The organism is Huintestinicola sp. (genome assembly GCF_051882455.1).
In the GTDB taxonomy this organism is placed as follows: Bacteria; Bacillota; Clostridia; order Oscillospirales; family Ruminococcaceae; genus Huintestinicola.
Genome location: NZ_JBJERV010000005.1, coordinates 1 through 4,510, shown reverse-complemented (window position 1 = coordinate 4,510; position 4,510 = coordinate 1). Strand labels below are relative to the sequence as shown.

1 protein-coding gene and 1 pseudogene are annotated in these 4,510 nt (G+C 51.6%); both read left to right on the top strand.

Annotation, left to right across the window (positions count from 1 at the left end):
• A partial coding sequence (gene rpoB, locus ACI4J0_RS00675) for a DNA-directed RNA polymerase subunit beta (protein ID WP_439763890.1) occupies positions 1–2,175 on the top strand: 2,175 nt, incomplete at its 5' end.
• 193 nt (positions 2,176–2,368) lie between these two features.
• A pseudogene (locus ACI4J0_RS00670) lies at positions 2,369–4,510 on the top strand (DNA-directed RNA polymerase subunit beta'); the annotation flags it as partial.

The window sequence follows — 4,510 nt, the reverse complement described above, 5'->3', positions numbered from 1 at the left end:
CCCGGCGGTCTTTCCCGTGACCGTGCAGGATTTGAAGTCCGTGACGTTCACTACTCCCACTACGGAAGAATGTGTCCTATCGAGACTCCCGAAGGTCCTAACATCGGACTTATCTCCTATCTTGCGTCCTTTGCGAGAATCAACGAGTACGGCTTTATCGAGGCTCCTTACAGAAAGGTTGACAAGGCAACGGGCGTTGTTACCGACGAGGTAGTTTATATGACTGCCGATGTGGAGGATAACTACACCATTGCTCAGGCAAACGAGCCTCTTACCGAGGACGGAAAATTTGCCCGTCCCAGAGTTAACGCCCGTTACAGAGACCAGATCCTCGAATGCGAGAGGGAAAGAGTCGACTATATGGACGTTTCGCCTAAGATGGTCGTTTCCATCGCTACGGCTATGATCCCCTTCCTTGAGAACGATGACGCTAACCGTGCCCTCATGGGTGCGAACATGCAGCGTCAGGCTGTGCCTCTTCTCAAGACCGAGGCTCCTATCGTTGGTACCGGTATGGAGTACAAGGCTGCTGTTGACTCGGGCGTATGCGTTGTTTCCAAGCATGACGGCGTTGTTGAGCGTGTAAGCGCTGACGAGGTCGTTATCAAGGAGGGAACGGGCGCTACCCATTCCTACAAGCTTATCAAGTTCAAGCGCTCCAACCAGGGCACCTGTGTTAATCAGCGTCCCATCGTTGAAAAGGGCGAGGAAGTTCATGTCGGACAGGTCCTTGCGGACGGTCCCGCTACAAGCAACGGTGAGCTTGCTATCGGTAAGAATGCACTTATCGGCTTCATGACCTGGGAAGGCTACAACTACGAGGACGCCGTTCTTCTTAACGAGCGCGTTGTCCGCGAGGATATATACACCTCTATCCACATTGAGGAATACGAGATCGAGGAAAGAGACACCAAGCTGGGTGCCGAGACCATTACAAGAGATATCCCCAACGTGGGCGAGGACGCTCTCAAGGACCTTGACGACAGAGGTATCATCCGCATAGGCGCTGAGGTAAGAGCCGGCGATATCCTGGTCGGAAAGGTCACTCCTAAGGGCGAGACCGAGCTTACTGCCGAGGAAAGACTTCTCAGAGCTATTTTCGGCGAGAAGGCTAAGGAAGTAAGAGACAACTCCCTGAAGGTGCCTCACGGCGAGTCGGGCGTTGTTGTTGACGTTAAGATATTCACCCGCGAAAACTGCGACGAGCTTTCTCCCGGAGTTAACAAGCTGGTTCGCTGCTACATCGCTCAGAAGAGAAAGATCTCTGTGGGCGACAAGATGGCGGGCCGTCACGGAAACAAGGGTGTCGTTTCCCGTATCCTTAAATCCGAGGATATGCCCTTCCTTCCCGACGGTACTCCTCTGGATATCGTTCTTAACCCCCTGGGCGTTCCTTCACGTATGAACATCGGTCAGGTGCTTGAAGTTCATCTCGGTATGGCTGCAAGAAAGCTTGGCTGGAAGGTAATGACTCCCGTATTTGACGGCGCTCACGAGGAGGATATCCGTGCCTGCTTCAAGGAAGCCGGTATGGACGAGGACGGCAAGATAGTCCTCAGAGACGGACGTACAGGCGAGCCCTTTGACAACAGAGTTACTGTTGGTATAATGTACTACCTCAAGCTCCACCACCTGGTTGACGATAAGATCCACGCACGTTCGGTAGGTCCTTATTCGCTGGTTACTCAGCAGCCTCTGGGCGGTAAGGCTCAGTTCGGCGGTCAGCGTTTCGGTGAGATGGAAGTCTGGGCTCTCGAGGCTTACGGCGCTGCTTATACTCTCCAGGAGATCCTTACTGTTAAGTCCGATGATACTGTTGGACGTGTCAAGACCTACGAGGCTATCGTTAAGGGTCAGAACGTTCCCAAGCCCGGTATACCCGAGGCGTTCAAGGTGGTTATCAAGGAGTTCCAGTCACTCTGTCTCGATATTCAGGTCCTTGACGAGAACAATCAGGAGATCGACCTCAAGGCTACCTTCGAGGACGATGACGATGTTATTCCGCCTCCTGTTTCGGATGCCGATGATTTCGACGAGGGCGACCTTGACGAGGGCTTCTCTCTCGAGGACGGCGAGGACGATGATTTCGGCAGCTCCGACCCCGACGATTACGATGACGTGGGCGACGACGATACCGATTTCGGCTCAGACGATTTTGACGACGACCTGATCTAAGTTCACTTTTACTGCCCATACGGCAGACGGTATTGCCGCAGGGTAATGCGCAATTGCCCTCAGGCAATACGCAATTTAAGATATATCCGCCTGCTGCCTGCGGAAATAGGCGGCAGGCATATTCCTTCGCCGTTCATATGCCCTGTGCTGGGAATGGGGCATTTACTCTACTTGATCTAAGGAGTGTAAGCTATTGGAACAGAACACTTTTGAGTCTATAAAAATTGGTCTCGCTTCCCCCGACAAAATCAGAAGCTGGTCTCACGGCATTGTTGAAAAGCCCGAAACCATCAACTACAGAACACAGAAGCCCGAAAGAGACGGCCTTTTCTGCGAAAGGATCTTTGGTCCCACAAAGGACTGGGAGTGCCACTGCGGAAAGTACAAGAAGATCCGCTTCAAGGGCAAGGTCTGCGAGCGCTGCGGCGTTGAAGTTACCCGCGCCAAGGTAAGACGTGAGCGCATGGGTCACATTGAGCTTGCCGCTCCTGTTTCTCACATCTGGTATTTCAAGGGAACTCCCTCAAGAATAGGTCAGGTGCTGGAGATACCTCAGAAGCGCCTGGAGGAAGTGCTGTACTTTACCAAATATATCATTGTCGACCCCGGAAATACGGGTCTTACCAAGAAGGACCTCCTTTCCGAAAAGGATTATGCCGACAACGTTGAGAAGTATGAGGACGGTTTCTATGCCGCTATGGGCGCAGAGGCTATCCAGGAGCTTCTCGAGGAATACGATCCCGAAAGATATAATCAGTATATCGTTAAATATATCGACAAATTCTCCGCTCTCACAGGTCTTTCCGAGGACGAGATAAGAGATATGCTTGCAAAGCGCATTCTCGTTATCACCGACAACGGCGAGAATGAGAACTATTCCGTTGGTCAGAAGATAACACGCGCGGAGTACAACTATGACGTGATGAGATACAACCGCTTCGAGGAAGAAAAGAAGTCGGGCAAGTCCATCAAGGTCATCTACGGCTCCAAGTATATCGAGCAGCTCTTTGACGAGAAGATCGAGGCTGCAAACGCAAACGGCGAGTTTGACGAGATCGCTGACAAGTCCAAGTGGATAAACTGCCTGGAATGGGTGTCCGAAGAGCTTAAAAACGAGCTCAAGGACCTTCCCACAGGTCAGAAGCGAATCAAGCTCCTCAAGAGACTTGAGATAATCGAGTCCTTCAGAATGTCAAAGAACAAGCCCGAGTGGATGGTTCTTAATGTTGTTCCCGTTATACCCCCCGATATCCGTCCTATGGTAATGCTCGACGGCGGCAGATATGCTACCTCCGACCTTAACGACCTTTACAGACGTGTTATCAACAGAAACAACCGCCTCAAGAAGATGCTGGAGCTCGAAGCCCCCGACATCATCATCAGAAACGAGAAGAGAATGCTCCAGGAGGCTGTGGACGCTCTTATCGATAACGGCCGTCATGGCAGACCCGTTACAGGTCCTAACAACAGAGCTCTCAAGTCCCTTTCGGATATGCTCAAGGGTAAGCAGGGACGCTTCCGTCAGAACCTTCTGGGTAAGCGTGTTGACTATTCGGGACGTTCGGTTATCGTTGTTGGCCCCGAGCTGAAAATGTATCAGTGCGGTCTCCCCAAGGAGATGGCTCTCGAGCTTTTCAAGCCCTTTGTTATGAAGCGCCTTGTGGACACAGGAAAGTCCACTAATATAAAGTCCGCCCGCAAGAAGGTTGACCGTGCGGAGAACGATGTTTGGGACGCACTGGAAAATGTTATCAAGTCCCACCCCGTTCTTCTGAACCGTGCGCCTACACTTCACAGACTGGGTATCCAGGCATTCGAGCCTATCCTTGTTGAGGGCCGTGCTATCAAGCTTCACCCTCTGGTATGTACAGCATTTAACGCCGACTTCGACGGCGACCAGATGGCTGTTCATCTTCCCCTTTCCGCTGAGGCTCAGACTGAGGCACGCTTCCTTATGCTGGCTGCCAATAACCTGCTGAAGCCTTCCGACGGACGTCCTGTTGCCGTTCCTTCTCAGGATATGGTGCTGGGCTCCTACTACCTCACTATGAAGAAAGAGGGAGAAAAGGGCGAGGGCAAGGTATTCAGAGATGTCAACGAGGCTCTTATGGCTTATCAGGAGGGCGTTGTAAGCCTTCATGCCGCTATCAAGGTACGTATTTCCAAGGATATCGGCGACAGAAGAGTTTCAAAGATAATCGAGTGCACTGTGGGAAGACTTATCTTCAACGAGAATATCCCTCAGGACCTTGGCTACGTGGACAGAACAAATTCCGAAAAGCAGTTTGATCTTGAGATAGACTTCCTCGTTAAGAAGAAGCAGCTTTCGGATATC